Source organism: Oxalobacteraceae bacterium OTU3CAMAD1 (genome assembly GCA_024123915.1).
Classification (GTDB): Bacteria; Pseudomonadota; Gammaproteobacteria; order Burkholderiales; family Burkholderiaceae_D; genus Rugamonas.
In genome coordinates, this window is sequence record CP099650.1 from 5,850,506 (window position 1) to 5,876,990 (window position 26,485).

The 26,485-nt window shown below is 61.2% G+C and carries 19 protein-coding genes, 2 tRNA genes and 3 rRNA genes; 15 read left to right on the top strand and 9 right to left on the bottom strand.

Translation table 11 applies throughout. The features are described from left to right. Positions 1–54 precede the first annotated feature (54 nt). The 11 genes from argF (at position 55) to NHH88_25010 (ending at position 13,289) form a co-directional block, all read left to right on the top strand. On the top strand, positions 55–981 hold the full coding sequence (gene argF, locus NHH88_24960; protein ID USX12898.1) for an ornithine carbamoyltransferase: 927 nt from the start codon (positions 55–57) through the stop codon (positions 979–981). 44 nt (positions 982–1,025) lie between these two features. Next, positions 1,026–2,258 (top strand): argininosuccinate synthase, encoded by a 1,233-nt coding sequence (locus NHH88_24965; protein USX12899.1) that lies wholly within the window; start codon positions 1,026–1,028, stop codon positions 2,256–2,258. Between the two features lie 135 nt (positions 2,259–2,393). Continuing rightward, complete coding sequence (locus tag NHH88_24970; protein USX12900.1) at positions 2,394–4,208, top strand: methyl-accepting chemotaxis protein; 1,815 nt, start codon at positions 2,394–2,396, stop codon at positions 4,206–4,208. A 44-nt stretch (positions 4,209–4,252) separates the two neighbouring features. Further along, the gene (locus tag NHH88_24975; protein USX12901.1) at positions 4,253–6,067 is read left to right on the top strand and encodes a methyl-accepting chemotaxis protein; all 1,815 of its coding nucleotides are present in this window, start codon (positions 4,253–4,255) and stop codon (positions 6,065–6,067) included. Positions 6,068–6,081: 14 nt separating this feature from the next. After that, positions 6,082–6,543 (top strand): chemotaxis protein CheW, encoded by a 462-nt coding sequence (locus tag NHH88_24980; GenBank protein USX12902.1) that lies wholly within the window; start codon positions 6,082–6,084, stop codon positions 6,541–6,543. After that, positions 6,540–7,802, top strand: coding sequence for a methyltransferase (locus NHH88_24985; GenBank protein USX12903.1), 1,263 nt, complete (start codon positions 6,540–6,542; stop codon positions 7,800–7,802). Before NHH88_24980 ends, NHH88_24985 begins: the two co-directional genes overlap by 4 nt. A gap of 12 nt (positions 7,803–7,814) precedes the next feature. Beyond that, entirely contained in the window at positions 7,815–8,510 is a 696-nt protein-coding gene (locus NHH88_24990) for a chemotaxis protein CheW (GenBank protein USX12904.1), read from the top strand. After that, entirely contained in the window at positions 8,507–10,825 is a 2,319-nt protein-coding gene (locus tag NHH88_24995; GenBank protein USX12905.1) for a hybrid sensor histidine kinase/response regulator, read from the top strand. Before NHH88_24990 ends, NHH88_24995 begins: the two co-directional genes overlap by 4 nt. Then, the gene (cheB, locus tag NHH88_25000) at positions 10,822–11,874 is read left to right on the top strand and encodes a chemotaxis-specific protein-glutamate methyltransferase CheB (GenBank protein ID USX12906.1); all 1,053 of its coding nucleotides are present in this window, start codon (positions 10,822–10,824) and stop codon (positions 11,872–11,874) included. The genes NHH88_24995 and cheB overlap by 4 nt, the downstream gene beginning before the upstream one ends. 144 nt (positions 11,875–12,018) lie before the next feature. Next, a complete protein-coding gene (locus NHH88_25005; protein ID USX17426.1) occupies positions 12,019–12,951 on the top strand; it encodes a diguanylate cyclase in 933 nt (310 codons plus the stop codon). Between the two features lie 23 nt (positions 12,952–12,974). Continuing rightward, positions 12,975–13,289 carry a pyrimidine/purine nucleoside phosphorylase gene (locus NHH88_25010; GenBank protein ID USX12907.1) on the top strand — a complete coding sequence of 105 codons (315 nt, stop codon included), beginning with the start codon at positions 12,975–12,977 and terminating at the stop codon, positions 13,287–13,289. An 85-nt stretch (positions 13,290–13,374) separates the two neighbouring features. Here NHH88_25010 and murB read toward each other — a convergent pair whose 3' ends face one another. Next, positions 13,375–14,403, bottom strand: coding sequence for a UDP-N-acetylmuramate dehydrogenase (murB, locus tag NHH88_25015; GenBank protein ID USX12908.1), 1,029 nt, complete (start codon positions 14,401–14,403; stop codon positions 13,375–13,377). Between the two features lie 149 nt (positions 14,404–14,552). On the opposite strand from murB, the gene NHH88_25020 reads away from it, so the two are divergent. Next, a complete protein-coding gene (locus NHH88_25020; protein USX12909.1) occupies positions 14,553–15,038 on the top strand; it encodes a YajQ family cyclic di-GMP-binding protein in 486 nt (161 codons plus the stop codon). Positions 15,039–15,187: 149 nt separating this feature from the next. Further along, complete coding sequence (locus NHH88_25025) at positions 15,188–16,441, top strand: nitronate monooxygenase (GenBank protein USX12910.1); 1,254 nt, start codon at positions 15,188–15,190, stop codon at positions 16,439–16,441. 49 nt (positions 16,442–16,490) lie between these two features. Here the strand turns inward: NHH88_25025 and NHH88_25030 are convergent, their stop codons facing one another. After that, the gene (locus NHH88_25030; GenBank protein ID USX12911.1) at positions 16,491–17,420 is read right to left on the bottom strand and encodes an exopolyphosphatase; all 930 of its coding nucleotides are present in this window, start codon (positions 17,418–17,420) and stop codon (positions 16,491–16,493) included. A gap of 308 nt (positions 17,421–17,728) precedes the next feature. On the opposite strand from NHH88_25030, the gene NHH88_25035 reads away from it, so the two are divergent. Continuing rightward, positions 17,729–18,511: a trehalose-phosphatase gene (locus NHH88_25035; protein ID USX12912.1), complete on the top strand. Its 783-nt coding sequence runs from the start codon at positions 17,729–17,731 to the stop codon at positions 18,509–18,511. Positions 18,512–18,676: 165 nt separating this feature from the next. Here the strand turns inward: NHH88_25035 and rrf are convergent. From rrf to NHH88_25065, 6 genes are all read right to left on the bottom strand, one after another. Then, positions 18,677–18,789: ribosomal RNA gene (gene rrf, locus NHH88_25040) — 5S ribosomal RNA — on the bottom strand. A gap of 139 nt (positions 18,790–18,928) precedes the next feature. Beyond that, a 23S ribosomal RNA gene (locus NHH88_25045) occupies positions 18,929–21,801 on the bottom strand. A 225-nt stretch (positions 21,802–22,026) separates the two neighbouring features. Continuing rightward, positions 22,027–22,102, bottom strand: a tRNA-Ala gene (locus NHH88_25050). Positions 22,103–22,127: 25 nt separating this feature from the next. Next, positions 22,128–22,204, bottom strand: a tRNA-Ile gene (locus NHH88_25055). Between the two features lie 79 nt (positions 22,205–22,283). Further along, positions 22,284–23,812 (bottom strand): 16S ribosomal RNA (locus NHH88_25060). Together the 16S, 23S and 5S rRNA genes with 2 tRNA genes alongside form the textbook arrangement of a ribosomal RNA operon. Positions 23,813–24,183: 371 nt before the next feature. After that, a complete protein-coding gene (locus NHH88_25065; GenBank protein ID USX17427.1) occupies positions 24,184–25,389 on the bottom strand; it encodes an MFS transporter in 1,206 nt (401 codons plus the stop codon). A gap of 82 nt (positions 25,390–25,471) precedes the next feature. Between NHH88_25065 and NHH88_25070 the strand changes: the two genes are divergently transcribed. Then, entirely contained in the window at positions 25,472–26,077 is a 606-nt protein-coding gene (locus NHH88_25070; GenBank protein ID USX12913.1) for a TetR/AcrR family transcriptional regulator, read from the top strand. 13 nt (positions 26,078–26,090) lie between these two features. On the opposite strand, the gene NHH88_25075 is transcribed toward NHH88_25070, so the two are convergent. Then, complete coding sequence (locus NHH88_25075; GenBank protein ID USX12914.1) at positions 26,091–26,375, bottom strand: SDR family oxidoreductase; 285 nt, start codon at positions 26,373–26,375, stop codon at positions 26,091–26,093. Positions 26,376–26,485: the final 110 nt, after the last annotated feature.

The window sequence follows — 26,485 nt, forward strand, 5'->3', positions numbered from 1 at the left end:
GGCTCAGCCGGCCGCGCATCCAATCACGGGCCAGTTCACCTGTCAGTTGTCATTATGCCTATCCAAAAACCGATCAAGCATTACCTGCAGTTTTCCGACTTCACGTTGGCCGAATACGAATACGTCATCGAGCGCGCGCACCTGATCAAGCGAAAGTTCAAGAATTACGAGATCTACCACCCGCTGATCGACCGCACCCTGGTCATGGTGTTCGAGAAGAACTCCACCCGCACCCGCCTGTCGTTCGAGGCCGGCATGCACCAGCTGGGCGGCGCCGCCATCTACCTGAACACGCGCGACTCCCAGCTGGGACGCGGCGAGCCGGTGGAAGACGCCGGCCAGGTGATGAGCCGGATGTGCGACATCATCATGGTGCGCACCTTCGGCCAGGACATCATCGAGCGCTTCGCCGCTCATTCGCGCGTGCCGGTGATTAACGGCCTGACCAACGAGCACCACCCGTGCCAGGTGTTCGCCGACATCTTCACCTTCTACGAGCACCGCGGCCCGATCGCCGGCAAGACCGTGGCGTGGATCGGCGACGCCAACAACATGCTGTATTCGTGGCTGCAGGCGGCCGAGGTGTTCGGCTTCCACGTCAACGTCTCCACGCCCAAGGGCTACGACATGGACATGTCGCTGGTGACGACCGACCGCTACACCTTCTTCGCCAACCCGGCCGACGCCTGCGAAGGCGCGCACCTGGTCAACACCGACGTGTGGACCAGCATGGGCTACGAAGAGGAAAACGCCGCCCGCATCAAAGCCTTCGACGGCTGGATCGTCGACGGCGCCAAGATGGCGCGCGCCGCGCCCGACGCGCTGTTCATGCACTGCCTGCCCGCCCACCGCGGAGAGGAAGTGGCCGCCGAGGTGATCGACGGCCCGCAGTCGGTAGTCTGGGACGAGGCGGAAAACCGCCTCCACATCCAGAAGGCGCTGATCGAATACCTGCTGCTCGGCCGCCTCGACGCGCAGTGATCTCCACATAACAACTACACCATTTCACCTCCATTGGAACTAGCATGAGCGATATTAAAAAAGTAGTCCTCGCCTACTCGGGCGGCCTCGATACCTCCGTCATCCTCAAATGGCTGCAGGATAACTACCAGTGCGAAATCGTCACCTTCACCGCCGACCTGGGCCAGGGCGAAGAGCTGGAGCCGGCGCGCGCCAAGGCGATCAAGTTCGGCATCAAGCCGGAGAACATCTACATCGACGACGTGCGCGAGGAGTTCGTCCGCGACTTCGTGTTCCCGATGTTCCGCGCCAATACCGTCTACGAAGGCGAATACCTGCTGGGCACCTCGATCGCCCGTCCGCTGATCGCCAAGCGCCTGATCGAAATCGCCAACGAGACCGGCGCCGACGCCATCTCGCACGGCGCCACCGGCAAGGGCAACGACCAGGTGCGCTTCGAACTGGGCGCCTACGCGCTGAAACCAGGCGTCAAAGTGATCGCCCCATGGCGCGAGTGGGACCTGCTGTCGCGCGAAAAACTGCTGAAGTACGCGGAAGACGCGGGCATCGCCATCGACATGAAGCACAAGAACGGCGGCGCGCCGTACTCGATGGACGCCAACCTGCTGCACATCTCCTTCGAAGGCCGCCACCTGGAAAACCCGAGCGCCGAAGCCGAGGAAAGCATGTGGCGCTGGAGCGTGAGCCCGGAGAACGCGCCCGACCAGGCCGAGTACCTGGACCTGGAATACGAGCGCGGCGACATCGTCGCCATCAACGGCGTGCGCATGTCGCCGGCCACTGTGCTGACCGAACTCAATCGCGTCGGCGGCAAGCATGGCATCGGCCGTCTGGACCTGGTGGAAAACCGCTACGTCGGCATGAAGTCGCGCGGCTGCTACGAAACCCCGGGCGGCACCATCATGCTCAAGGGCCACCGCGCCATCGAGTCGATCACGCTGGACCGCGAAGTGGCCCACCTGAAGGACGACCTGATGCCGCGCTACGCGTCGATGATCTACAACGGCTACTGGTGGGCGCCGGAGCGCGTCGCGCTGCAAACCCTGATCGACCACACGCAAGCGACCGTCAACGGCTGGGTGCGGATCAAGCTTTACAAGGGCAACGTGATCGTCGTCTCGCGCGATTCCAAGACCGACTCCCTGTTTGATATGAACATCGCCACCTTCGACGAAGACGGCGGCGCCTACAACCAGGCCGACGCCGGCGGCTTCATCAAACTGAACGCGCTGCGCATGCGGATCGCCGCCAACGCGCGCCTCAAGCGCGGTCAATAAAAAAAGAGCATCGCGGCTTATACGCCACGCTTGACGCCGAAACGGGCCGCTGATTCAGCGGCCCGTTTTTTTTGTCCTCCACAATGCGCGACAAGATGATACATTGCTTGCACCGCATCATCGTCGTGGAATGACATGCTTAAAGACCTCGGTATCAAGACAAAACTCGCCATCGGCTTCGGCGCCATCGTCGCCATCATCCTGGTGCTGCTGCTGGTGGCGTTCACCAATTTCAGCAAGCTCTCGGCCGCCAGCGACTGGGACCGCCACACGCAGGAAGTACTGCTCGAAGTGACCGTCATCGACAACGCCATGCTGCAGGTGCAAAGCGCCAACCGCGGCTTCATGCTGACCGGCGTCGAGGCCATCGCCGCGCCGCTGGTCGCGGCCGAGGCGCTGGTGCGCACTCAGATCGACAAGATCGCCCTGCTCACGCGCGACAATCCGTCGCAGCAGGCGCGCATCGCCAAACTGCGGCCGCTGTTCGACCAGTGGATGCACAACACCGTCGAGCCGCTGGTGGCCAAGCGCCGCGCGTTGAACAAGAGCGTCGGCATGTCGGTGCAGGCGGCCACGATCGACGACATCCGGGGCGGCACCGCCACCGTGAACGCCATCCGCCAGCTGATCGGCGAGATCACCGCCGAGGAAAAGCGCCTGCTCGATCAGCGCTCGACCACCGCCGCAGAACTGCAGCGCACCATGCTGCTGTTGCTGGGCGTCGGCGGCGCCGCCTGCGTGCTGCTGGCCATCGTGGTCGGCATGGTCCTGACCAAGGCGCTGCTGGCGCCCCTCAACAACCTGACCCACGCGGTCGGCCGCATCGCCGCCGGCGAGCAGTCGGCGCGCGCGCCGGTGCTGTCGGCCGATGAACTGGGCAAGGTCACCGTCGAATTCAACCGCATGGCGCAATCGATCCAGGACAGCCAGGCCAACGAGCAAGCCGCCACCAACCTGCTCAAGTCCAAGGTCGATTCGCTGCTCGGCGTGGTGTCCAAGGCCGCCTCGGGCGACCTGACCGGCCGCATCGAGGTCGCCGGCGCCGACGCCATCGGCCAGCTGGCGCATGGCCTCGACCGCATGTTCGAGAACCTGCGCGCCCTGCTCAACAACGTGCAGAAGGCCGGCATCCAGGTCACCACTTCGGCCACCCAGATCGCCGCCTCGACCAAGCAGCAGGAGGCCACCGGCATCGAACAGGCGCAGACCAGCATCGAGATCCTCAGCACCACCAAGCAGATCTCCGCCAACACGGCCGAGCTGCTCAAAACGATGGAGGACGCCACCGCCGTCGCCGACTACACCACCAACGCCACCGCCGAAGCCCAGAACAACCTGCAGCGCATGGACGGCACCATGCAGCACATGGTATCGGCCACCGATTCGATCAACGCCAAGCTGGCCGCGCTGTCGGAAAAGGCGTCCAACATCAACAGCGTTTTGATCACCATCACCAAGGTCGCCGACCAGACCAACATCCTCTCGCTCAACGCCGCCATCGAGGCCGAGAAGGCCGGCGACGCCGGCCGCGGATTCTCGGTCGTGGCCACCGAGATCCGCCGCCTGGCCGACCAGACCTCGGTGTCGACCTGGGACATCGAACAGATGCTCAAGGAGATGCAATCGGCCGTCTCGGCCAGCGTGATGGGCATGGACAAATTCTCCGAGGAGATCCGCCGCAGCGTCGGCGAGGTGCGCCAGGTGACCGACCAGCTCTCCGGCGTGATGGACCAGGTGCAAAAACTGGCGCCGCAGTTCGACGCCGTGCTGCAGGGGATGCAGTCGCAGGCGGTTGGCGCGCAGCAGATCTCGGAGACGATGATGCAGCTGAACGACGCCACCCAGCAGACGGTCGACTCGCTCAAGGCCACCAGCGAGGCGGTGCACCAATTGCAGTACGCCGCCGGCGACCTGCAAACGAGCGTCGCCAATTTTGCCGTCGCGGCCTAAGCATGGGACAATGCCGCGCCTAACGTGGCCATGGGAGAAGGAAAATGTTGAAGCACTTTAGCATCAAGACCAAACTGTATCTGGGCTTCGGCGCCATCCTGGCCATCATCCTGCTGCTGCTGACGATCGCCTACAACCGGTTTAACAGCCTGTCGGACGCCAACGCGCTAGACCGCCACACGATGGTCGTGATCCAGGCCATCGACGGCCTGCGCAACGATTTGCTGCAAGTGCAGGTGGAGGCGCGCGGCTATTACCTCACCGGCGCGCCGGTGCGCCTTGAGCGCACACGCAAGGAGCTGCTCGACATCCCCGCCTCGATCCACCGGCTGCAAGGCCTTGTGCGCGACAATCCGCCCCAGCTGGAGCGGTTCAAGAAGCTCGAATCGATGATCGACGTCTGGGCCAAGGACGTCATCGCCTCGCAACTGGCGCTGCGCGAACAAATGGGCGACAAGCCCGGCGCCGCCGACGCCATGGGCCGCACGCCGCAACTAGCCGGCGGCAATTCGGTCATCGGCGGCGTCTACAAATTCATGAACGACGCGGCCGCCGAGGAAAACCGGCTGCTGGCCGAGCGCACCGCCGCCGCCGAGAGCCTGCAAGCGAGCATGCGGCTGGTGCTGTCGGCCGGCGGCGTGGCCTGCGTGGCGCTGGGGGCGCTGGTGGCCTGGCTGCTGGTGCGGGCGCTGTCCGCGCCGATCAACAATCTCACCCACGCCGTCGGGCGCATCGCCGCCGGCGACCAGTCGGCGCGCGCGCCGGTGCTGTCGGCCGATGAACTGGGCAAGGTCACCGTCGAATTCAACCGCATGGCGCAGTCGATCCAGGACAGCCAGGCCAACGAGCTGGCGGCCACCAACCTGCTCAAGTCCAAGGTCGACTCGCTGCTGGGCGTGGTGTCCAAGGCCGCCTCGGGCGACCTGACCGGCCGCATCGAGATCACCGGCGCCGACGCCATCGGCCAATTGGGCCATGGGCTCGACCGCATGTTCGAGAACCTGCGCGCCCTGCTCAACAACGTGCAGAAGGCCGGCATCCAGGTCACCACCTCGGCCACCGAGATCGCCGCCTCGGCCAAGCAGCAGGAGGCCACCGGCATCGAACAGGCGCAGACCAGCGTCGAGATCCTCAGCACCACCAAGGAGATCTCCGCCAACACTATCCAGCTGCTCAAGACGATGGAGGACGCCACCGCCGTCGCCGACTACACCACCAGCGCCACCGCCGAGGCCCAGGGCAACCTTAAACGCATGGACGGCACCATGCAGCACATGGTCTCGGCCACTGATTCGATCAACGCCAAGCTGGCCGCGCTGTCGGAGAAAGCGTCCAACATCAACAGCGTTTTGATCACCATCACCAAGGTCGCCGACCAGACCAACATCCTCTCGCTCAACGCCGCCATCGAGGCCGAGAAGGCCGGCGACGCCGGCCGGGGATTCTCCGTCGTGGCCACGGAGATCCGCCGCCTGGCCGACCAGACCTCCGTGTCGACCTGGGACATCGAACAGATGCTCAAGGAGATGCAGTCGGCCGTCTCGGCCAGCGTGATGGGCATGGACAAATTCTCCGAGGAGATCCGCCGCAGCGTCGGCGAGGTGCGCCAAGTGACCGACCAGCTCTCCGGCGTGATGGACCAGGTGCAGAAACTGGCGCCGCAGTTCGACGCCGTGCTGCAGGGGATGCAGTCGCAGGCGGTCGGCGCGCAGCAGATCTCGGAGACGATGATGCAGCTGAACGACGCCACCCAGCAGACGGTGGAGTCGCTCAAGGCCACCAGCGAGGCGGTGCACCAGTTGCAGTACGCGGCCGGCGACCTGCAAACGAGCGTGGCCAACTTCGCCGTCGCGGTCTAGGAACGGGCAGCGCGATGAAACTGCTCGTCTTCCACATCGGCGCCGACCGCTATGGCCTGCGCCTGCGCGACGTGGTGCGCGTGGTGCCGCTGCTCGAGCTCAAACACCTGCCGCTGGCGCCCGACGCCGTGGCCGGCCTGATGGACTACCACGGCCGCTCGGTGCCGGTGATCGATCTGTGCCGCATCAGCGGCCTGCCCACCGGCGAGGATTATTTCGACACCCGCATCATCGTGGTCGATTACCACACGCCGGAAGGGACCAGCCATCCGCTCGGGCTGCGCGCCGAGCGCGTGCTGGGCGTCCAGGAAGTGGGCGAGGCGCGCCTGACCGACAGCGGCGTGCTGGCCGCGCCCTTCCTCGGCCAGGTGGCCGGCGACGCCGAGGGCATGCTGCAACTGGTCGAACTGGAGCAGCTGCTACCGGCGCCGTTGCGCGCCACGCTGTTCCAGACTGCAACGGACGCGCTGCCATGACCCAGGCCCAAACCATGCTGCACGCCGCGACCGGCCTGAGCCTGTCGAAGGCCGTCGCCGACCGCGCCATCCGGCAGCGCGTGGAGGTGACCGGCGCGCGCGACGCCGGCGCCTACCTGGAGGGCATGACGCCGGAGGAACTGGAAGCGCTGGTGGAGCTGGTGGTGGTGCCGGAATCGTGGTTCTACCGCGACCAGCAAGCCTTCCATGCGGCGGCAGACTATCTCGCCACGCGACTGGCGGCCGCGCCGGAGCGCATGCTGCGCCTCCTGTCGGTGCCGTGCGCCGGCGGCGAGGAACCCTACACGATGGCGATGGCGCTGTCGGACGCCGGCATCGCCCACGACCGCTTCATCATCGACGCCGTCGATATCAGTAAGGGCTGCATCGAGCGCGCCAGGACCGGCATCTATGGCCGCAACGCTTTCCGCAACCAGGACCTGGGCTTCCGCGAGCGCCATTTCACCGGCTGCGACGGCGACGAGTTCCGCATCAACGACGATATCCGCAAGCAGGTGCGCTTCAAGCAAGGCAATCTACTGGAAGCGGACCTGGACGCGCGCACCGGCTCCTACGACGTCATCTTCTGCCGCAACCTGCTGATCTACTTCGACAAGCCGACCACGCGCGCGGCCATCGCCAAGCTCGATCAGCTGCTGCGGCGCGACGGCCTGCTGTTCGTCGGCTATGCGGAAGTGCCGTCGCTGTGCCAGAACGGCTTCGCGCCGCTGCCGTACGCGCAGGCATTCGGCTTGACCCGCGAAGCGGCCGTTGAACGGCGCAAGGTGGCGCGCGTGGCGCCGCCGGCGTCTTCCCTGCCGCCGCCGCCCGCCCGGCCGCCCACCCTGCCGCCGCGCCCTGCGTCCACCACCGCGTCCACCGCCGCGCCCACGCACGCCCGTTCGCAGCGTCCTCCTTCCGCGCCGTCCACTCCGGCGGCGGCCGGCGACCTGCTGGCCGACGCGCGCCGCCTGGCCGATCTGGGACAACTCAAGGAAGCCGAGGGCAAATGCCGCGATTATCTGGCACAGGTGCCCGATTCGGCCGAGGCCTACTTCATACTCGGGCTGCTCAACGAGTTGACCAAGAAGCTGCGGCAGGCGGAGGACTACTGGAAGCGCTGCATCTACCTGCAGCCGGACCACTACGAAGCGTTGTGCCATCTGGCCCTGCTGGCCGAAACCAACAGCGACGCGGCCACCGCCGCCGCGCTCAAGGCGCGCGCGGCGCGCATCTACAAACGCCAGCAGGCATCATAAGGGCGTCCACACATGACGATCACCACCCAACCCACCTCGCCCATCCTGCCCGCCGCCATCGAAGACTGCTGGAACCGCATCGGCGTGGTCGGCGACCAGAGTTGCGAAAAGCTGGAGCAGTACATCCACTGCCGCAATTGCGACGTCCACGCCGGCGCCGCGCAACGCAACCTGCAGCGCCTCGTCGGCGACGACTATAAAAGGGACTGGGCCACGCACTTCCGCCAGGCCGCCACCGACACGCAAGCGCTGGACGCCTCGTGCCTGGTGTTCCGCATCGGCCGCGAATGGCTGTCGCTGCCGACCAAGCTGTTCGTCTCGGTGGCGCCGCAGGCCAAGCCGCACCGGCTGCCGCACCGCGCCGCGCTGGGACTGATCGGCATCGTCAACGTCGGCGGCACCCTGCATCCCTGCATGTCGCTGGCGGCGCTGCTGGGCATCGACGAAAGCGAAGGCGAGGCCGCGACCCACCGCCACACCTTCGCGCGCTTGCTGCTGATCCAGTGGGAAGGCCAGTCCTTTGCACTGCCGGTGGCCGACCTGCACGGCATCATGCGCTACGCCTCCGCCACCGTGCAGGCGCCGGCGGCCACCATCAACAAAGGCCTGAGCCGCTACCTGTCGGGCGTGATATCGGAGCGGGACATGCATATCGGGATGCTCGATTCCGCGCTGATCGGCTACCAACTCGCGAGGACGCTGCGATGAGCCAGGATAACAACGAAGACCTGAGCCAGTTCTCCATGATGGACCTGTTCCGCATGGAGGCGGACAGCCAGACCCAGATCCTGACCGACGGCCTGCTGGCCATGGAGCGCCTGAAGGACGCCGGCACGGTTGAATCGATGATGCGCGCCGCCCACTCGATCAAGGGCGCGGCCGCCATCGTCGGCCTGGAAGTGGTGGTGCAACTGGCGCACCGCATGGAGGACGCCTTCATCGCCGCCCAACACGGCAAGCTGGCGCTGACGCCCAACCGGGTCGACGTGCTATTGGCCGGCGTCGATCTGATACTGCAGCTGTCGCGCCTCGAGGACAGCGGCCTTGACGCCTGGCTGGGCGCCAACGCAGCCCACATCACGCGCACGCTCGACGCCATTACCACCATCGCCTTCCTGCCCGAACCGTTCGACCTGCAGGCGGAGGCTGGCCTGCTGCCGCCCATCCCGGCGCCGGTGACGGCTGCGCCGCACTTCCCGCCCGGCGAGCTGCCGGTGGCGGCGCCCTCGCCCGCGCCGGCGCCGCCCTCGACGTCGATCTCGGCGCCTGCGCCGGCCGCGCGCGCGCACGCCGCCCCCAAGGCCGCCCAAAACTTCGACAAGCTGCTCTCGCTGGCCAGCGAGTCGCGCATCAATGCGCACCAGATGCATCCGTTCGTGCAGAACATGCAGCGCTTCAAGCGCAACCAGAGCAGCCTTTTTTCTATCATCGAGCAGTTGCACGAGGCGATCGCCAACAGCACCGACGCCAAGCTGAAGGAACAGTCGCTGGTGGCGCTGCAAAAGACCCATCCGCTCAAGCAGTTCGTGCTGGAGCACATCGCCGATATCGAAGCCTACGAGCGCCGCTTGCTGGCCGTCTCGCAAGGGATGGTGGACGAGGTGCTGACCATGCGCATGCGGCCGTTCCGCGACGGCGTGCAATCCTTCCCCCGCATGGTGCGCGACCTGGCGCGTACCTTGGGCAAGGATGTGAGGCTGGAGATTGTCGGCGAGGACACGCTGGTCGACCGCGACATTCTGGCCAGGATCGAAAGTCCGCTGAACCACATGCTGCGCAACGCCATCGACCACGGCATGGACACGGCGTCGGCGCGCATCGCGGCCGGCAAGCCGGGCACCGGCACCATCGTGCTGGAGGCGAAACACCGCGCCGGCATGCTCAGTATCGAGATCAGCGACGACGGCCGTGGCGTCGACCTGGAGAAAATCCGCCGCCGGGTGATCGAACGGAAGATGGCCAGCGCGCAGATGGCCGGCTCGATGTCGTCGGCCGAGCTGATGGAATTCCTGTTCCTGCCGGCCTTCAGCCTGAAGGAAAGCACCACCGAGATTTCCGGGCGTGGGGTGGGCCTGGACATCGTCCACGAAACCATCCGTTCGCAAAACGGCACCGTGCGCATCGAATCGGAGCTCGGCGTCGGCTTCCGCACCTTCATCACCCTGCCGCTGACGCAGTCGATCGTGCGGGCGCTGGTGGTCGACGTCAAGGGCGAAGCCTACGCCATGCCCATCGCCCAGGTCGAACGGGTGGTCAAGATACCGCAGTCGGCTATCCACACGCTGGAGAACAAGCAGTTCTTCGACTTCGGCGGCGAGCATCTGGGCCTGGTCTCGTCCTCGCAGGTGCTGGAACTGGGCGACACCGACGCCGGCAGCGGCGAACTGGCGGTGGTCGTCATCGGCACCGGCACGCGGCGCTATGCGCTGGTGGTCGACACCATTCGCGGCGAACAAAGCCTGGCGGTGCAAAGCATCGATCCGATCTTCGGCAAGATGCGCGACATCTCGGCCGCCGCCCTGCTCGACGACGGCGAGCCGGTGCTGATACTGGACGTGCCGGACTTGCTGTTGTCGATCGAAAAGCTGCTGCACGAGGGCGGCCTGCATCAACTGACCAAGTCCGACCACGCGGAGCGGCGCAAGACCAAGCGCATCCTGGTGGTCGACGATTCGCTGACGGTGCGCGAAATGGAGCGCAAACTGTTGCTCAGCAGGGGCTTCCAGGTCGATATCGCCATCGACGGCATCGACGGCTGGAACGTGGTGCGCAGCGGCGACTACGACCTGGTGATCACCGACGTCGACATGCCGCGCATGGACGGTATCGAACTTGTCACGCTTATTAAGAAGGACATTCACCTCCATAAGCTGCCAGTCATGATAGTCTCCTATAAAGACAGGCCCGAAGACCGGGCGCGTGGGCTCTCGGCCGGCGCAGACTACTACCTGACCAAGGGCAGCTTCCATGACGAGACGCTGCTTGACGCGGTCAGCGATTTGATTGGAGACGCCAGTAGATGAAGATCGCCATCGCCAACGATGTCGCCATGGCGGCGGAAGCGCTGCGACGCGTGGTGGCCAGCACCGCCGAACACCAGGTGCTGTGGATCGCCCGCACCGGCGCGGAGGCGGTGCGCATGTGCGCCGACAACCGGCCGGACCTGATCCTGATGGACTTGAACATGCCGGAGCTGGACGGCGTCGAGGCGACCCGCCAGATCATGGAACACAGCCCGTGCGCGATCCTGGTGGTGACCGGACGGCCGCAGGACAACGTCAACCAGGTGTTCCGCGCGCTGGGCGCCGGCGCGCTGGACGTGACGGCGACCCCGGTGTTGCAGGGCCAGCCCGGCGGCGACGCCGAGCTGCTGGCCAAGATCCGCACGATGGACAAGCTGATACGCCACAGCGGCGGCAGCCAGGCGATGGCGCCGCGCACCTCGCTCCATGGCGCCGCCAACGGCAACGGCCATGGCGCCGACGCGCCGGGCATGCCGGTGCCGGTGACGTCGCTGCTGGCGATCGGCGCCTCGACCGGCGGCCCGATGGCCGTCTCCAAGATGCTGGCCGGCTGGACGCCGCCGCGCGGCTGCGCCATCGTGGTGGTGCAGCACATCGACCAGCACTTTGCCGACAACTTCGCCCGCTGGCTCGGCGAGCAGCTCGACATGCCGGTGCGCGCGGCCGAGGAAGGCGACGAACTGGCCGCCGGCACGGTCCTTGTCGCCAAGAGCAACGACCACTTAACGCTGGATCAAAATTATCGCTTGCGGTACGATGCCAATCCGAAGGAATACGCCTACCGGCCGTCGGTCGACGTGTTTTTCCATTGCGTCGCCCAGCACTGGAAGGGCGAGGCGATCGGCGTGCTGCTGACCGGCATGGGCCGCGACGGCGCCGAGGGCCTGCTGGCGATGCGCCGCGCCGGCCACACCACGATCGCCCAGGACCAGGCCAGCAGCGCGGTCTACGGCATGCCGCGCGCCGCCGCCGACCTCGACGCGGCGCAGATGATTTTACCGCTGACGAAGATCGGCCCCGTTTTGCGCAGCACCCTGGGCAGCCGCTAATCCGCGCGGGCGCCGACACATAAAGAGAACACGATGTCCGATGTAAATGCATTCGCAGCAGATCCAGAAGCGGCGCTGACCGCCTTCAAAGTCCGGGTACTCCTGGTCGACGACCAGTTGATCATCGTCGAAGCGGTGCGCCGCATGCTCAGCGATCAGACCGATATCGAGTTCCATTACACGACCGACGCCGGCCAGGCGCTGCAGACGGCGATGCAGCTGCAACCGACCGTGATCCTGCAGGACCTGGTAATGCCGACCATCGACGGTTTCGGCCTGATCAAGATCTACCGCGACGAGGAAGCGTTGCGCCACGTGCCGGTGATCGTGCTGTCGGCGAAGGAAGACCCCAAGCTCAAGGCGCACAGTTTCTCAATGGGTGCCAACGACTACATGGTCAAGCTGCCCGACAAGCTGGAATTGCTGGCCCGCGTGCGCTATCACTCAGGCGCCCATATCAGCCGCCTGCAGCGCGACCAGGCGTTCCGCTTCCTGCGCGAGAGCCAGAAGAACCTGGCCGACGCCAACATCGAACTGCAAAAGCTGGCGGCGCTCGACGCGCTCACCGGCATCGCCAACCGGCGCCGCTTCGACGAGACCATGGCGATCGAATGGCAGCGCGCCCAGCGCGACAAGAAACCACTGACCTTGCTGCTGTGCGACGTGGATTTCTTCAAACTGTATAACGACAGCTTCGGCCACCTTGCGGGCGATTTGTGCCTGAAAAAGGTGGCGGCCGTCCTGACCGAACATTTAAAGCGTCCCGCCGATCTGGCGGCGCGCTACGGCGGCGAGGAATTCGTCATTATCCTGCCTGAGACACCGCTGACCGGAGCACTGATCGTGGCCGAGTCATGCCGCCGACACCTGGAACACCTGGCCATCGAGAACCCGCAGGCCACCACCGAGCTTTCATCCGTGACGATGTCGATCGGCGTGGCAAGCGTGATACCTTCGCCGCAGTCGAGTATCGAGGATCTGATCGAGCTGGCCGACCAGGCGCTGTACGCCGCCAAGAACGCAGGCCGCAACCGCGTCATGAGCGCGGACGACCTGCCCGGCTCCACACCTACCTAATCCCAACAAGGAAAAACAGCAGCATGAGTGCTCAATTTGATCAAGTCAGCGTCGTCAAGAAATCGAACATCTACTTCGACGGCAAATGCGTGTCGCACAATATCATCCTCGCCGACGGCAGCAAGAAGAGCGTCGGCGTGATCTTCCCATCGAGCCTGACGTTCAACACCGGCGCGCCGGAGACGATGGAAATCACCGGCGGCGTGTGCAAGGTGCGCCAGGCCGGCGCCAGCGAATGGCAGACTTACGGCGCGGGGCAGGAATTCAAAGTGGCCGGAAACAGCCACTTCGACATCGAGACGGTGGAGACGGTCGATTACGTCTGCCACTTCGGCTAAAAGATTAACCCCGCACGGCGATCCACACCAGGGACTCGGCGTCCCCGTCGTACCCCTGGGGGTACGACCCCTCTGTCCTGCGGGTTTAAACAAACACCGGTTCCGGCTCCAGCAGCACGCCGTACTTCGCCTGCACATCCGCCTGGATCGCCCGCGCCAGCGCCACCACATCGGCGCCGGTCGCGCCGCCGTTATTGACCAGCACCAGCGCCTGTTTCGGATAGACGCCGGCCGCGCCGAGGTTCCTGCCCTTCCATCCGCACTGATCGATCAACCAGCCGGCCGCCAGCTTCTCCGTGCCGTCGGGCTGCAAGTGATGCACCAGCGCCGGAAAGCGCGCCAGCAGCGCCGCGCACTGCGCGCCCGTCACCACCGGATTTTTGAAGAAGCTGCCGGCGTTGCCGATCACCGCCGGATCGGGCAGTTTGCGGCGGCGGATCGCCACCACCGTATCGGCCACCTGTTGCGCGCTTGGCGTGGCAAAACCCTGCTCGGCCACCGCCTGCGCCAATTCCGCGTACCGCAAATTCGGCTGCCACTGCTTCGGCAGCGCGAACGTCACATCCAGAATAATCAGATGACGCCCGGCGTCCTGCTTGAAGACGCTGTCGCGATATCCAAACCGGCACTCGCCGGCATCCATCGCATAGGTGCTCGCGCTGACCGGATCGAACACCGTCACGCTGTGGAACACGTCCTTGGTCTCCAGTCCATACGCGCCGATATTCTGTATCGGCGCCGCGCCGACGGTGCCGGGGATCAGCGACAGATTTTCCAGCCCGCCCATGCCCTGCTCCAGGGTCCACTGCACGAAGGCGTGCCAGTTCTCGCCGGCCGCCGCGCGCACAAAATGGCTGCGCTCATCGCCGCCGATGACCTGCTTGCCCTCGAGTGCGATGTGCAGCACCAGTCCGGGAAAGTCGCCCGTCAGCAGCAGATTGCTGCCGCCGCCTAACACGAGCCGCGGCAAAGCGGCCCAGGCGGGATCGGCAAGAGCGCCGAGCAATTGCTCTGTTTTTGTCACGCGCAAATACGCGTGCGCGGTCGCGGCGATACCGAAGGTGTTGAGGGACTGTAAGGGAAACTGATGCTGGATGGGAGACTGTGGATGCATGGAGGAAAAACCGATTAATTTAGTCGATTATAGAGCGAAACAAGCAAAAAACCAGCGCCCGTATGGGGGTGACTGGCCGGTTGTCCGTTAAAATGTCAGACTTTGATGGGGAGCGGTAGCACCCCATGCCACACGAAAAGGAAATAGCCATGCCGTCGTTTGATGTAGTGTCCGAAGCAGATATGATCGAAGTGAAGAATGCCGTCGAGCAATCTCAAAAGGAAATCGCCACCCGCTTTGACTTCAAGGGGACCGGCGCATCCGTCGAGCACAAGGAAAACGAACTGACCGTTGTCGCCGATTCCGAGTTCCAGCTGCAGCAGGTGCGTGACGTGCTGACCAACAAACTGTCCAAGCGCAAGGTCGATGTGCGCTTCCTTGAGGACGGCGACATCAAGAAGGTCGGCGGCGACAAGGTCAAGCAGGTCATCAAGATCAAGAATGGCATCGAGGCCGACGCGGCCAAGAAGATCGTGCGCGTCATCAAGGATAGCAAAATGAAGGTGCAGGCCAGCATCCAGGGCGAGGCCGTGCGCGTGACCGGCGCCAAGCGCGACGATCTGCAGGCCGCGATGGCCATGCTGCGCAAGGACGTCCCCGACATGCCGCTCGAGTTCAACAACTTCCGCGACTGATCCCGCCCGCGCGGCGTTGCCGCGCCGTCACAGAGCGGTAGCACACTTGGAGTAGAATTAGTTTAGTCTCCATCGACGATGCTGCCGCGCGACCCGCATAGCGCCGGGCTCCACGCCCGGCAAACAACCTCGGTAGTCTAAGGATAGCAATGAAACGTGTTGATGATTTCCGCCTGCGATTTGGCAAAAACGAGTACGTGCCCATCATGGTCGGCGGAATGGGGGTGGACATTTCGACTTCGGAACTGGCGCTGGAAGCGGCCCGCCTGGGCGGCATCGGCCACATCTCCGATGCGATGGTCGAGGACGTGTCCGACCGCAAGTTCGATACGAGCTTCGTCAAGGATAAAACCAAGCTCTACAAGTTCAACATCAACAATTCGGACAAGTCGGTCGTGCAGTTCGACCTCGAGCGCCTGGCCGACGCCCAGCGCCGCCACATCGGCGCCACCATGGCGGCGAAAAAAGGCGACGGCCTGATCTTCGTGAACTGCATGGAAAAGCTGACCATGAACGGTCCGCGCGAAACCCTGCGCACGCGCCTGAACGCGGCGCTGGACGCCGGCATCGACGGCATCACGCTGTCGGCCGGCCTGCACTTCGGCTCGTTCGCCTTGATGGCCGACCATCCGCGTTTCCGCGAAGCCAAGCTGGGCATCATCGTTTCGTCGGTGCGCGCGCTGCAGATCTTCCTGCGCAAGAACGCCAAGCTGAACCGCCTGCCCGACTTCATCATCGTCGAAGGCCCGCTGGCCGGCGGCCACCTGGGCTTCGGCATGGACTGGGCCGAGTACGACCTGATGGCGATCACCAAGGAATTGCTGGCCTATCTGAAGACCGAGAACCTCGACATTCCGCTGATCGCGGCCGGCGGCATCTTCACCGGTAGCGACGCCGTCAGCTTCCTCGAAGCGGGCGCGGCAGGCGTACAGGTGGCGACCCGTTTCACCATCACCAACGAATGCGGCCTGCCGGCCAAGGTCAAGCAGGAATACGTCAAGGCCACCGAGGACGACATCATCGTCAATGGCGTCTCGCCGACCGGTTACCCGATGCGCATGCTCAAGAGCACGCCGGCGATCGGCGCCGGCATCCGTCCGGGCTGCGAATCCTACGGCTACCTGTTGGACGCCACCGGCAACTGCGCCTACATCAATTCGTACAACCGCGAGGTGGCGGCCCATCCGAACGAGAAAAACATCGTCGTGATGGACAAGACCTGCCTGTGCACGCATATGCGCAACTTCAACTGCTGGACCTGCGGCCACTACACCTACCGCCTGAAGGACACCACGCACAAGAAGCCGGATGGCGAGTACCAGCTGCTGTCGGCCGAGCACGTGTTCAAGGACTATCAGTTCAGCACCGACAACCAGATCGCGCTGCCGGAAAAAGAGTTCTGACCGGCGACGGATCGCGAACATGAAAAACGGCGCCTCGGCGCCGTTTTTTTTATCCTTCGGAATTGATCCGGTGGATCAGCGCGCCTAGTACATCCTCGGCGCGCTCGTTGTCGACCTGGCAGGTGCCGGCGTTCTCGTGTCCGCCGCCGCCGTACTCCAGCATCAGGGCGCCGATGTTGGTCTTCGACGTGCGGTTCAGAATCGATTTGCCGGTGGCGAACACGGTGTTCTGGTTCTTCAGCCCCCACAGCACGTGGATCGAGATGTTCGTCTGCGGGAAAAGCGCGTAGATGATGAAGCGGTTGCCGGCAAAGATGATTTCCTCGTTGCGCAGATCCAGCACCACCAGGTTCTTGTGCACTTGCGCGCAGCGGCGGATCTGGTCCTTGCACTTTTCCGCGTGCTCAAAGTACAGGTCCTTGCGTTCTTTCACGTCCGGCAAGGCCATGATCTGCTCGATCGTGTGGTTCTTGCAGTACTCGATCAAATCCATCATCAGGTTGTAGTTCGAGATCCGGAACTCGCGGAAGCGGCCCAGGCCGGTGCGTGCGTCCATCAGGAAGTTCAGCAAGTCCCAGCCTTCCGGATTGAGCACTTCCTGCTCGTTGAAGCGCGCGGCGTCGCCCTTGTCGACGGCGGCCATCATATCGCCCCATGAGGCCGGGAAGGCTTTCTCGGCGCCGTAGTAATCGTAGACCACCCGCGCGGCCGATGGCGCCTCCGGATGGATCACATGGTTGGCGCGCTCGCCGGTGTTGCGGATGGTTTCAGACAAGTGGTGGTCGAAGGCGATGTGCACGCCCGGCACGTAGGGAAGATTGGTCGTGATGTCGTTGTCGGTGATCGCGATCTTGCCGTCCTGCATATCCTTCGGATGAACGAACAGAATGTCATCGATCATATCCAGGTGCTTCAGCAGCACGGCGCAGACGAGGCCGTCGAAATCGCTGCGAGTGACCAGACGGAATTTATTTGCCATGAATACACCTCAAGAGTTGAACAGTGCGATCATCCATCATACATGCCCCAAGGCACAAATAGCGCGGAAGCCAACGCTATTAGTTGCGTCGAATCATTTATGCATCAACTGTTCAATAGAATCGCGTTTGACATGCTCGATTCCGGGCAGTACGATAATTTTCTTTGACTGGGTTTGAACGGGCGATGTCGGCCCGAGCTCCGTGGCACGGCGTTCCGCGCCGCCACGATACGGTTCAGTTCGAACCCCTCTGACCACCCGCAGGCTGCCACTTTCAACGAGCAAGGCGCCGCGCAACAAGGAGGGGCATGATTCATTTGCTTTCATTAGCCGGCAGGCGGGCGCTCGCGGAGCTTGTCGCGACCGAGCCGGTACTCGCTTTCACTTTCGACGGCACCCTGGCGCCGCCGGTTGTGCTGCCCAGCCAGGCACGCATGCAGCCGGCGCTGGAACGCTGCTTCCGCGACCTGTGCGCGTTGCTGCCGGTCGCCGTCATTACCGGCCGCAGCCTGGACGATGTCGAGGCGCGGCTGCCCGTGCGTCCCGCTTATCTGGTCGGCAATCACGGCTCGGGGTGTTTGCCCGGGCAGGAGAATGACGCGCCACGCGCGCGGAATATCTGCGCCGCCTGGCTGCGGCAGATGATCGACGAGCATGGCTTGCACAAGGTCGATCCTGGGTTGCTGATCGCCGATCATGGGTGTTCGTTGTGGCTGCATTACAGGCTGCTGCGCGACCGGCCGCGAACGATGCGTGAGATCGAGCGGGTGCTGGGGGCGCTGCATCCGGCGCCGGTGGTGGTTGGCGCGCGCAGCGGCATCAATTTGCTGCCGCCGGATGCTCCGGGTAAGCGCACGACGTTGAACACCGTGCTGGCTCATGCCTCGCGGCAGACGGCGCTGTATATCGGCGAGGATGAGGCGGATGAGCAGATCTTCAGGGATGCGCCGGAGTCGTGGCTGACCGTGCGCATAGGCCGCAGCAAGGACAGTGCGGCGCGGTATTTCCTGCACCATCAGTTTGAGGTGCTGGAGTGTCTGCAGTTTTTGTTGGGGAGGATTCGACGGCATGAGGCGGTTGTTCATGCATAAACCCGACCGACCGCCGCCGCCCTGCGCGCCGCCGGGGTATGGGGTCGTACCCCAAGGGGTACGACCCCGCATGGCGGTGCGGGTTTCCAAACGCAAAAAACCCCCACCTGCACTGAACGCGATCTTGAGCGCGTTCAGGCTGATGGGGGTTTTTCTATATAACTAGCCTGACGATAACCTACTTTCACACTGGTTGCAGCACTATCATCGGCGCAGAGTTGTTTCACGGTCCTGTTCGGGATGGGAAGGGGTGGGACCAACTTGCTATGGTCATCAGGCATTGACTTGTCTGAGTGGTCGTTCCCAATCGGGCAACGGCACTCTAATCTGGAAGTAGTAAGTAATATGGGTAATGAAGTTGTGTATCAACGAACGCCTCAACGTACTTCTTATTCAACCATAACCTGCTAAGGTTATAGGGACAAGCCGTACGGGCAATTAGTATCAGTTAGCTTAATGCATTACTGCACTTCCACACCTGACCTATCAACGTCCTGGTCTCGAACGACCCTTCAAAGAGCTCAAGGCTCTGGGAAATCTCATCTTAAGGCAAGTTTCCCGCTTAGATGCTTTCAGCGGTTATCTCTTCCAGACTTAGCTACCCGGCAATGCCACTGGCGTGACAACCGGTACACCAGAGGTCTGTCCACTCCGGTCCTCTCGTACTAGGAGCAGCCCCCTTCAAATTTCCAACGCCCACGGCAGATAGGGACCAAACTGTCTCACGACGTTTTAAACCCAGCTCACGTACCACTTTAAATGGCGAACAGCCATACCCTTGGGACCGGCTACAGCCCCAGGATGTGATGAGCCGACATCGAGGTGCCAAACTCCCCCGTCGATATGAACTCTTGGGAGGAATCAGCCTGTTATCCCCAGAGTACCTTTTATCCGTTGAGCGATGGCCCTTCCATACAGAACCACCGGATCACTATGTCCTACTTTCGTACCTGCTCGACTTGTCAGTCTCGCAGTTAAGCACGCTTATGCCATTGCACTATTAGCACGATGTCCGACCGTACCTAGCGTACCTTCGAACTCCTCCGTTACACTTTAGGAGGAGACCGCCCCAGTCAAACTGCCTACCATGCACTGTCCCCGACCCGGATAACGGGCCAAGGTTAGAACCTCAAATGAACCAGGGTGGTATTTCAAGGTTGGCTCCACGAGAACTGGCGTCCCCGCTTCAAAGCCTCCCACCTATCCTACACAGATTGATTCAAAGTCCAATGCAAAGCTACAGTAAAGGTTCATGGGGTCTTTCCGTCTAGCCGCGGGTAGATTGCATCATCACAAACACTTCAACTTCGCTGAGTCTCGGGAGGAGACAGTGTGGCCATCGTTACGCCATTCGTGCAGGTCGGAACTTACCCGACAAGGAATTTCGCTACCTTAGGACCGTTATAGTTACGGCCGCCGTTTACTGGGACTTCAATCAAGAGCTTGCACCCCATCATTTAATCTTCCAGCACCGGGCAGGCGTCACACCCTATACGTCCACTTTCGTGTTTGCAGAGTGCTGTGTTTTTATTAAACAGTCGCAGCCACCAGTTTATTGCAACCCGTTCACCCTACTGAAGTAAATCAGCCAAGCTACAAGGGCGTACCTTTTCCCGAAGTTACGGTACCAATTTGCCGAGTTCCTTCTCCCGAGTTCTCTCAAGCGCCTTAGAATACTCATCTCGCCCACCTGTGTCGGTTTGCGGTACGGTCTCGTATGACTGAAGCTTAGAGGCTTTTCTTGGAACCACTTCCGATTGCTTCGAGACCTAAATCTCTCGTCCCACTCCCTTGAATTACGCGCCCGGATTTGCCTAAGCGCCTTCTATGAAGCAGCAACCAACTATTCCAACAGTTGGACAACCTTCCGCGATCCGTCCCCCCATCGCATCATACGACGGTGCAGGAATATTAACCTGCTTCCCATCAGCTACGCATCTCTGCCTCGCCTTAGGGGCCGACTCACCCTGCTCCGATGAACGTTGAACAGGAAACCTTGGGCTTACGGCGTGGGGGCTTTTCACCCCCATTATCGCTACTCATGTCAGCATTCGCACTTCTGATACCTCCAGCATCCTTTACAAGACACCTTCGCAGGCTTACAGAACGCTCTCCTACCATATGCTTACGCATATCCGCAGCTTCGGTGACTGGCTTAGCCCCGTTACATCTTCCGCGCAGGACGACTCGATCAGTGAGCTATTACGCTTTCTTTAAATGATGGCTGCTTCTAAGCCAACATCCTGACTGTTTTAGCCTTCCCACTTCGTTTTCCACTTAGCCAATCTTTGGGACCTTAGCTGGCGGTCTGGGTTGTTTCCCTCTTGACGCCGGACGTTAGCACCCGACGTCTGTCTCCCAAGCTCGCACTCATCGGTATTCGGAGTTTGCAATGGTTTGGTAAGTCGCGATGACCCCCTAGCCATAACAGTGCTCTACCCCCGATGGTGATACTTGAGGCACTACCTAAATAGTTTTCGGAGAGAACCAGCTATTTCCAAGTTTGTTTAGCCTTTCACCCCTACCCACAGCTCATCCCCTAATTTTTCAACATTAGTGGGTTCGGACCTCCAGTGCGTGTTACCGCACCTTCATCCTGGCCATGAGTAGATCACTTGGTTTCGGGTCTACACCCAGCGACTATCGCCCTGTTCGGACTCGATTTCTCTACGGCTTCCCTATATGGTTAACCTTGCCACTGAATGTAAGTCGCTGACCCATTATACAAAAGGTACGCAGTCACGGAACAAGTCCGCTCCTACTGTTTGTATGCACACGGTTTCAGGATCTATTTCACTCCCCTCCCGGGGTTCTTTTCGCCTTTCCCTCACGGTACTGGTTCACTATCGGTCGATTACGAGTATTTAGCCTTGGAGGATGGTCCCCCCATATTCAGACAGGATTTCTCGTGTCCCGCCCTACTTGTCGCACGCTTAGTTCCACACATCGCATTTCACATACGGGGCTATCACCCGCTATGGCTCCTATTTCCAGAGGATTCTGTTATGCGTCATGCTAAAACGTGCAGGCTCTTCCCATTTCGCTCGCCACTACTTTGGGAATCTCGGTTGATTTATTTTCCTGCAGCTACTTAGATGTTTCAGTTCGCCGCGTTCGCTTTGCATACCTATGTATTCAGTATGCAATGACCTAAAAGGCCGGGTTTCCCCATTCGGAAATCTGCGGATCAAAGCTTGTTTGCTAGCTCCCCGCAGCTTATCGCAAGCTACTACGTCCTTCATCGCCTGTAATCGCCAAGGCATCCACCATGTGCACTTATTCACTTGTCCCTATAACGTTAGCCCCTTGCGACTAAACAAAGGAGCGGTTATAGAAATAAGAAGTACTACGTTGTTGCGTTTGTTGATACATACAATCATTACCCATCGCACCCACCTGTCGGTGTTTGCGATCAATAAAAATTTACTTACTTCTTCCAGATTGTTAAAGAACGTACAGCACTTGATCTCTAAAAGATCAAATCTAAAGCGCTTACGCGCTTACATTTGAACTCTTGGTGGAGGATGACGGGATCGAACCGACGACCCCCTGCTTGCAAAGCAGGTGCTCTCCCAGCTGAGCTAATCCCCCTGAGATTTACTACTAGGGCAGAAACTGGTAGGGCTGGTTGGACTCGAACCAACGACCCCCGCGTTATCAACACGGTGCTCTAACCAGCTGAGCTACAGCCCCAAATGCTGTTCTTTGATATTTACAGTCGATAAGTGTGAACGCTTGATGAGTGAGTTATTGCTAACTCGTGCGACTCTAGAAAGGAGGTGATCCAGCCGCACCTTCCGATACGGCTACCTTGTTACGACTTCACCCCAGTCACGAATCCTACCGTGGTAAGCGCCCTCCTTGCGGTTAAGCTACCTACTTCTGGTAAAACCCGCTCCCATGGTGTGACGGGCGGTGTGTACAAGACCCGGGAACGTATTCACCGCGACATGCTGATCCGCGATTACTAGCGATTCCAACTTCATGCAGTCGAGTTGCAGACTACAATCCGGACTACGATACACTTTCTGCGATTAGCTCCCCCTCGCGGGTTGGCGGCGCTCTGTATGTACCATTGTATGACGTGTGAAGCCCTACCCATAAGGGCCATGAGGACTTGACGTCATCCCCACCTTCCTCCGGTTTGTCACCGGCAGTCTCATTAGAGTGCCCTTTCGTAGCAACTAATGACAAGGGTTGCGCTCGTTGCGGGACTTAACCCAACATCTCACGACACGAGCTGACGACAGCCATGCAGCACCTGTGTGATGGTTCCCTTTCGGGCACTCCCAAATCTCTCCGGGATTCCATCCATGTCAAGGGTAGGTAAGGTTTTTCGCGTTGCATCGAATTAATCCACATCATCCACCGCTTGTGCGGGTCCCCGTCAATTCCTTTGAGTTTTAATCTTGCGACCGTACTCCCCAGGCGGTCTACTTCACGCGTTAGCTGCGTTACCAAGTCAATTAAGACCCGACAACTAGTAGACATCGTTTAGGGCGTGGACTACCAGGGTATCTAATCCTGTTTGCTCCCCACGCTTTCGTGCATGAGCGTCAGTTTTGACCCAGGGGGCTGCCTTCGCCATCGGTGTTCCTCCACATATCTACGCATTTCACTGCTACACGTGGAATTCTACCCCCCTCTGCCAAACTCTAGCCTTGCAGTCTCCATTGCCATTCCCAGGTTGAGCCCGGGGATTTCACAACAGACTTACAAAACCGCCTGCGCACGCTTTACGCCCAGTAATTCCGATTAACGCTTGCACCCTACGTATTACCGCGGCTGCTGGCACGTAGTTAGCCGGTGCTTATTCTTCAGGTACCGTCATTAGGCCTCTGTATTAGAAAGACCCGTTTCTTCCCTGACAAAAGAGCTTTACAACCCGAAGGCCTTCTTCACTCACGCGGCATTGCTGGATCAGGCTTGCGCCCATTGTCCAAAATTCCCCACTGCTGCCTCCCGTAGGAGTCTGGACCGTGTCTCAGTTCCAGTGTGGCTGGTCGTCCTCTCAGACCAGCTACTGATCGATGCCTTGGTAGGCTTTTACCCTACCAACTAGCTAATCAGATATCGGCCGCTCCAGGAGCATGAGGTCTTGCGATCCCCCACTTTCATCCTTAGATCGTATGCGGTATTAGCGTAACTTTCGCTACGTTATCCCCCACTCCAGGGTACGTTCCGATATATTACTCACCCGTTCGCCACTCGCCGCCAGGTTGCCCCGCGCTGCCGTTCGACTTGCATGTGTAAGGCATGCCGCCAGCGTTCAATCTGAGCCAGGATCAAACTCTTCAGTTTAATCTCTGTTACTTTTGCCGTTTTACCGGCTCTCTTATTGCTAAGAGGTCGCTCACTCAAAATACTGACAGGCCACTACTTTCGTAGCGCCTATTTCATTACTTCTTGTGAACATTTGATATTTTAAGTATCGCGGAACTCGGTTACCCTTGCTCCGCGTGCACTTTCATCAAACGTCCACACTTATCGACTGTTAATTTTTAAAGAACTTTGTTTGGTACTGCTTGGCACTGCGTCGCTAACAAATCGTTTTGTCTGTCAGCGAAGAAGGAAGAGTATGAATCGTTTAGACCGTTTCGTCAACCTTCTTTTTTGCCCCGCCTCACGCTGCAACACCTTGTTTTGTGTGCACCGTTTTGCGAGGAGGCGAACTATAGCAAAGCCCCTCCGGGCTTGGCAAGAACTTTCTTCACGCCATCAGCTAGTACTGCGATTAACAACGCTCCCGCCCCTATTCCCATCAACAAACGATGATCGCCGCCGCTCTGCGCGAACAGGTAGGAATAGGCATACCCGGACAGCGCCTGGAACAGGGCGAACACCGTAGTGGCCCGACTCCATACCGCGCTCTGGGCGTGCGCATCGCCCGGCAATATCTGATGCACGCGGCCCAGCACGATCGGCACAATACCCGGCGGGAAGGAACCGACCACCACGGTAGCGGCAATCAGCACCACGTGATTGGTCGAAAACATCATCAACGCGATGACGCCCGCCTGCATGACCAACGCCAACTGCGCGGTGCGTGTTGGACCGATGCGGTCAGTCATGGCCCCATACATCATCGGACCGGCGATCGCGCCGATGCCGTAGGCGATCCAGAACAAGGCCGCCGTGTGCGTCCCCCACCCCAAACCGCGCGCGACGTAATCGACCAGAAACACCATCAACGGAACGAGACCGATCGCCATCAGGGCATATTGCACATAGAGCACGTTCAGATCGAGACGCGCGCCTGCTTTGGGCGCCGCAGACTGCGCGCCGGCAGCGGCGACATGGCCTTGCGACGCGTGCGGCCAGCAGAACCAGCTCGCGATACTCAGCACCAGCGCCAGCGTGCCCAGGCCCAGCCAAGTCTCCCGCAGCCCGACGCCCAGCAACATCGGCACCACTGTGCCTGAGGCGGCGATGCCGACACCGACGCCCAGAAAGATCGCCCCGCTTGCCATTCCCCTGCGCTCGACCGGCACATGCGGTAACACGGTAGAAGCGACCAGCACCATGATGATACCGCCCGAGACACCCGACAACAGGCGCCAGACAAAGAACCAGCTCACCGACAAGGGGAACGCGCAGGCAAAGAATGCGAGGGACGCCAACATCATCATGATGCGCAGCGTTGCGCGCGCCGTCAGCCGCGCGGCCAGCGGACGCCCCACCAGCGCGCCCACCAAATAACCGACCAGGTTGGCCGCGCCCAGGTAGACCACGTCTTGCGCGGCGAACCAGTGCGCCTCGATCAATGGCGGGATCAACGGCGTGTAGCCGAAGCGCGCCAGACCGATACCGACCAGGCTGGCGCAAAGGCCGGCGAATATGGCGCGCGCAGCGGCGCCCTTGTCTGTTGCGATACTCATCAACGATCCCTTTAATGGCTCATCATGTTTGACAGCATAGTCAAACTTGACACCACTGTCAAGAATGCCGATAATCCGATCCATGGCAGGCATAAAACAATTTAATGAAGAAGAAACGCTGGAGTGCGCGATGCACGTTTTCTGGCGGCGCGGCTATGCATCGACGTCGATGCAGGATCTCGCGCAGGCCACCGGCGTGCTGCGCGGCTCGCTCTACAACGCCTATGGCGACAAGCAATCGATCTTCCTACTGGCGTTCGCGCGTTATAAGCAGCGCTATCTGGCGGCGGTGCGCCAACAGATGACCGCGGACGATCCTGTGATCGCGCTGCGCAATTTCTTTGCCTACGTCATCGCCTCGATGTCGGAGCCGATCCCGCCGCATGGAGACACGCCCTCCTCGTCCACGCGAGGCTGCCTGACGACCAAGATCGCCACCGACGAGACAGCAATGGATGACGCCGTACGCCAGGCGCTGCGCGACATGCTGGAAGGACTGGCCGAGGTGCTGGAAGAACGGCTGTCGGCACCGGACGCTGTGGCACGCCTGAATCTGTCGCCAACGGAAGCTTCCCGCCTGCTGGTCACGTTCACTCGCGGCAATGTGGTGATGGAACGCATCTACCATGCGCCCGAAGAACTGCAGGCGACGGCCGACACGCTGCTAAAAATATTGTTCAGGCCGTAGCGTCACGACCTCCTCAGCAATTGTTGATGACGACGTCGATCCGCTTGTGCACGTCCTCGCCGAAGGCCAGGAATTCACGCATTTCCTCCGGCCGTGAGACGTCCAGCGCGAACCACTCCGCCGAGCCGCCGGCGTTGCGGATCTCCGTCACCAGTGCGTGCAGCTTGGCGGAGCGGCGCGCGCCGAGCACCACGTGATGGCCTTCGCCGGCGAGCTGGCGCGCCGTGGCAGGACCGCTGCCCCGGCTGGCGCCGGCAATCAGAATCACCTTTCGCTTGGTGTGTGCAACAGCAGTCATGATGCGGTCCTTTCAATGGCAATAAAACCAGCATGCATCATACGAACATCCGGCTTTGCTGCGAATGCACATGTCTATGTGTTTCTTGCCTAATCCTATACATCGACGAT